Source organism: Verrucosispora sp. SN26_14.1, assembly GCF_004307965.1.
Lineage (GTDB): Bacteria > Actinomycetota > Actinomycetes > Mycobacteriales > Micromonosporaceae > Micromonospora.
In genome coordinates, this window is record NZ_SISL01000442.1 from 1 (window position 1) to 4,879 (window position 4,879).

The 4,879-nt window shown below is 74.0% G+C and carries 5 protein-coding genes and 1 pseudogene; 4 read left to right on the forward strand and 2 right to left on the reverse strand.

Translation table 11 applies throughout. The features are described 5' to 3' along the window. Positions 1–554, reverse strand: a 554-nt coding sequence (locus EYA84_RS26525) for a YcnI family protein (protein ID WP_131056409.1), incomplete at its 3' end; no start/stop codon positions are given. A 15-nt stretch (positions 555–569) separates the two neighbouring features. Next, entirely contained in the window at positions 570–2,225 is a 1,656-nt protein-coding gene (locus EYA84_RS26530; protein WP_394347617.1) for a copper resistance CopC/CopD family protein, read from the reverse strand. Between the two features lie 213 nt (positions 2,226–2,438). Here EYA84_RS26530 and EYA84_RS26535 point away from each other — a divergent pair, with 213 nt between their 5' ends. The 4 genes and pseudogenes from EYA84_RS26535 to EYA84_RS26550 form a co-directional block, all read left to right on the forward strand. Next, a complete protein-coding gene (locus EYA84_RS26535; protein WP_131056413.1) occupies positions 2,439–3,032 on the forward strand; it encodes a sigma-70 family RNA polymerase sigma factor in 594 nt (197 codons plus the stop codon). Next, on the forward strand, positions 3,029–3,547 hold the full coding sequence (locus EYA84_RS26540) for a MauE/DoxX family redox-associated membrane protein (protein ID WP_131056415.1): 519 nt from the start codon (positions 3,029–3,031) through the stop codon (positions 3,545–3,547). Before EYA84_RS26535 ends, EYA84_RS26540 begins: the two co-directional genes overlap by 4 nt. Continuing rightward, positions 3,540–4,256, forward strand: coding sequence for a thioredoxin domain-containing protein (locus EYA84_RS26545; protein ID WP_131056417.1), 717 nt, complete (start codon positions 3,540–3,542; stop codon positions 4,254–4,256). Before EYA84_RS26540 ends, EYA84_RS26545 begins: the two co-directional genes overlap by 8 nt. Beyond that, positions 4,253–4,879, forward strand: a pseudogene (locus tag EYA84_RS26550) (hypothetical protein); the annotation flags it as partial. The gene EYA84_RS26545 and the pseudogene EYA84_RS26550, both read left to right, overlap by 4 nt.

Below are 4,879 nucleotides of genomic sequence, written 5' to 3' on the forward strand. Positions count from 1 at the left end.
GTGCCGGCGGCGGCGAGGGTGAGCACCGGCGCCGGGGCGGCGGGCTCCTCACCGCCCGGCTGCGGCTCGTCGATCCAGCGCACCACCCCGCCGTCGGAGTAGGTCTGCAGCGCCTTGAAAACCATCTGGTCCACCTCGGGCAGCGGGCCCAGCATGACCGGGAACTCCTGGAACGTGCCCGGGGCGATCCCGGCGTCGCCGCTCGCCGTCCAGGTGACCTTCGCGACCACGTCCGAGATCTCCGCACCGTGCACCAGGATCGGCGGGTCGACCCGCCGATTCTCCACCGCCACCGTCCAGCCCGGCACCGGCGCGGTGGAGACCGAGCCGATCGCGGCGTTCTCCGGCAGGAAGATCTCCAGCTTGGTGGTCGACGCCGTGTCGCTCTCGTTCGGCACCCGGAACGCGAACCTGCCGTAGTCGCCCTGCTCGGCCTCGCTCGGGCTGATCGAGACGTGGGCCGACGCGGGCGTCGCGAAGCCGAGGACGGCGGTGGCGACGGCGCCGAGCGCCAGGGCGGCGGCGGTACCCACGGTACGCCGGTGACGGATCATCGGTATGGAACCTCTCTAGGCAACGGGCACGGTGGCGGTCACCGTGGCCTGGTCGATCTCGGTGGTCCGGGCGGTCACCCGCAGCTCCCACTCCCCCGGACCCGGCAGCGTGATCTCGCCGGTCGCATGGTTGTCGGTCAGCGGCAGCAGCGGGATGTCGATCGCCTCGATCCCGGCCGACGGCAGCGCGATGGTGGCCTTCCACTCGACGACCGGCTGCGGCCGGTTGTCCAGCGTGTACGCGTAGAAGTGCACCGAATTGTTGCCCCGCCGGGCCGGGGACATCTCGATCTGCAGCGCGTAGAGCGTGCTCTCCACCCGGGTGGTGAAGTAGCCGGCGTCGACGGCGGCGACGTCCGAGGAGGCGGTCCGCGCGGGAGTGGTCTGCACCAGGACGGCGGAGACGCCGAGCACGACCGCGGTGACCGCCAGCTCCGCCCAGACGGCCCGGCGTACCGGCGCGGGGCGGCTGGCCGCGATCCGCTTGCGGATCAGGTTCCGCGAGTACGCGGCCAGCACGATCACCACGGCGAAGAGCCCGACCTTGGCCAGCACCAGACGGCCGTACGTGGTGCCGACCAGCGCTGCCGGGGTGGCCACCTCGATCAGCGCCTGGACGATGCCGGCGAGCAGCAGCGCGGAGACCGCCAGCGCGGCCCAGCGCGACCAGATCGGCAGGATCGCGCCCAACTCCCGCTCGTCCGCCCGGGGCAGCAGGAAGGCGGCGAGCATCACCAGACCGCCCAGCCAGACCGCCATACTGCCCAGGTGCACCGCGTCGACGATCACCGACACCGCCGGGGCCGGCGACGCGGCCGGGTGCCCGGCCAGCGGCCAGGTGAGCAGCGCCGCACCGGCGAGCAGGCCGAGGATGATCAGATCGGCCCGGCCGACCGGCCCGGCGAGCAGCGGCCGGAGCAGGAACACCGCCGCCGCGAGCAGTCCCAGCCGGATCAGGTGCGCGGCGCCGAAGGTGCTGCCGAGCACCAGGCCCAGCCCCTCGCCGCTGATGTCGAACGGCCCGCCCCCGCTGGTGTACGGCACCTGCAACAACGCCACCGCGACGGTGGAGACCGCCACCAACCCCAGGCCGGTCCAGGCCAGACGCGCCGGCCCCTGCCGGGAGAGCCGACGCGGCCAGAGCAGCGCGAGCACCAGTGCGGGGCCCACGAGCAGCAGCAGGCCGACGTACCCGACGAACTTCGCGGTCTTGATCGCGTTGGTGACCAGCGGATCGGCCCGGCCGTCGTCTCCGCTGTCCACCGGCGGCTCCGAGGGCGCGCCGACGGAGTACGTGAACGCACCGGAGACCGGGTGGCTGTCCGCCGAGATCACCCGGTAGGTCACCAGGTAGGTGCCGTTGCCGCCGGAGGTGTCGACCGCGATGTTGACCACGCTGTCGGTGAAGGTCGGATCGCCTCGGTCGACGCGGGAGCCGTCCGGGGCGATGACCCGGATCCGGTCCGGCACCCGGCGGACCGGCTCGCTGAAGGTGAGCACGACCTCGGCCGGCACCGTGGGCACCACGGCCGACGCGGCCGGGCTGCTGCTGGAGAGCACGGCGTGGGCGGCGGCCGGTCCGGCGGGGACGAGCAGCAGGGCGACGACGGTGACCAGCAGGCCGGCAGCGGCGGCCCAGCGGGCGGATCGGCGGCGAGGGACGGCAGTCATGACCCACATCGTCTCCGACCGGACCCCCTTCCGGCGAGTCGCGGCCATCGATTGACGGCTATCGTCCTCGATCGGGTACGCCCACGCGGGTGCCGAGCCGAGGTCATGAGCGGGTAGTCGGCCGGAACCCGGAGAAAGTTCCCGGCGTGGCGCAGGCCATGAAGGGCCGAAGGACCCTGCTGCTGCCGGTCCCGCCGCGTAACCTGGGTTGTCGTGATCCCCGCTCCGCGCGACAGCCGCGCCACCGCCGACACCGGCGGTGTCGACGGACACGCCGGCCCCGACCCGGCCACCGGATGGGCGCTCGCCGCCCGCGACGGCGACCCGGCCGCCCAGGCCGCCTTCGTCCGGGCCACCCAGGCCGAGGTGTGGCGGTTCACGGCGGCACTGCTCGACCGGGACAGCGCGGACGACCTCACCCAGGAAACCTACCTGCGGGCGTTCCGGGCACTGCCCACCTTCGAGGGCCGGTCCACCGCCCGCACCTGGCTGCTCGGCATCGCCCGGCGGGCCTGCGCCGACCACCTCCGGACGGTGGTCCGGCGGCGACGCCTCGACCAGCGACTCACCGCCCACGCGCACACCGACCTGGCGCACCCCGATCCGGCCGGGCAACTCGGCACGGTCGACCTGGTCCGCCGACTGCCCGCCGAGCGGCGCGGCGCGTTCGTGCTGACCCAACTGCTCGGCCTCTCGTACGCCGAGGCGGCGACCGTGGAGGGCGTGCCGGTGGGCACCATCCGATCCCGGGTCGCCCGGGCCCGCGCCGACCTCGTGGACGCGGTCGGTGAGGCGCTGGCCGGGTGAACCAGGCTGCGCGGAGCGCGACGTCGAGGTGGACGCGGTGGCGGCCCTGGCTCGGGCTCGCCCTCCGGCTCGGGCTGGCCGCCGTCTGGCTCTATGCCGGCGCGTCCAAGGTCGGCGACCTGGCCGCCTCCGGCCGCAGTGTGCACGCGTACCAGGTGATGCCGTACGACCTGGCGGTGGTGATCGGCGCGGCGCTGCCCTTCGTCGAGCTGGCGTTGGGCGTACTCCTGCTGCTCGGGTTGGCCACCCGGCTGACCGCCGGGGTCTCGGTGGTCCTGCTGCTGCTCTTCGTCGCGGGCATCGCCTCGGCCTGGGCCCGTGGCCTGGCGATCGACTGCGGTTGCTTCGGGACCGGCGGCGAGCTGCCGACCGGGCAGCGCCCCAGCTACCTCCCGGAGATCCTCCGGGACGTGGCCTTCCTGGCGATGGCCGGGTTCCTGCTGATCTGGCCCCGGACGGCCGTCTCACTCGACGGCGTCCTGACGGGCGAACCGGTGGAGGACGAAGATGAGTAGTCGCAAGGGACGCAAGGACGCGGCCCGGGTCGTCCGGGAGCAACTGGCCCGCGAGCGGCGCCGCAAACGGACCCTGTGGATCTCGCTCAGCGCGGTGGTGGTGCTGGTCATCGCCGGGCTGATCGGGTGGAGTGTCTGGTCGGGCCAGCGGTCCGGCGACTTCACCCCGCCACCGGGCGCCAACGACGCGGGCACCGGCGTGGTGGTCGGCACCGGGCCGGTCACCGTCGATGTGTACGAGGACTACATCTGCCCGGCCTGCAAGCAGTTCGAGCAGACCAGCGGCCCCACCCTCAAACAGCTCGTCGACGACGGCAAGATCCGGGTCGTGTACCACCCGGTGGCCTACCTGAACCGCTTCTCCAGCACCCAGTACTCGACCCGGGCGTCCGCCGCCTCCGGGTGCGCCGCCGAGGGCGGCAGGTTCAGCGAGTTCGGCGCGGCGTTGTTCGAGCGCCAGCCGCCGGAGGGCGGCGCCGGCCTCAGCAACGACCAGCTCATCGACATCGGCGCCGAGGTCGGTCTGGACCGGGACGCCTTCGGCACCTGCGTCCGGGACGGCAGGTACACGTCGTGGACCGCGCACGTCACCGATGAGGCCAACCGCGCCGACGTCACCGGCACCCCGACCGTGCTGGTCGACGGCGAGCCGGTGCAGCAGTGGACGCCGGAGAACATCACCGCCGCGGTGGAGGCGGCCGGAAAGTGATCCGTGCCCTGTCGGCCCGCGTCGGGCTGCTGCTCACCGCCGTGGTCGCCGCGCTGCTGGTGACCGCCGCCCCGGCCGCCGCACACGGCGCGGACGCGCCTGACGGCACCGACTACCGGGTGGCGGTCGGCGCGGTCGCGGCCCGACCCGACCTGCGGGTCCGGGTGGTCGAGGCGGGCGCCAGACTGGAACTGACCAACACCGGTGACCGGCCGGTCGAGGTGATCGGCTACTCGGGCGAGCCCTACCTGCGGGTCGGGCCGGACGGCGTCTTCGAGAACACCCGCTCCCCGGCGACGTACCTGAACCGCACCATCCTCGCCGACACCCCGCTGCCGGACGAGGTCGATCCGGCCGCCGCACCGCAGTGGCGACGCGTCGACACCGGCACCACCGCCCGCTGGCACGACCAGCGCGCGCTGTGGCGCGAGGCGGGTCCGCCCGCCCAGGTCCGCGCCGCACCCGACCGCGAGCACCGGGTACGCGACTGGGCCGTACCGCTGCGCGACGCGGACGGGCGCACCGAGATCCGGGGCACCCTGGACTGGGTGCCGCCGCCGGACGCGTACCCCTGGTGGGTGGCGATCACGCTCGGCGCGCTCGCGGTGGGCGCGGCCGGGCTG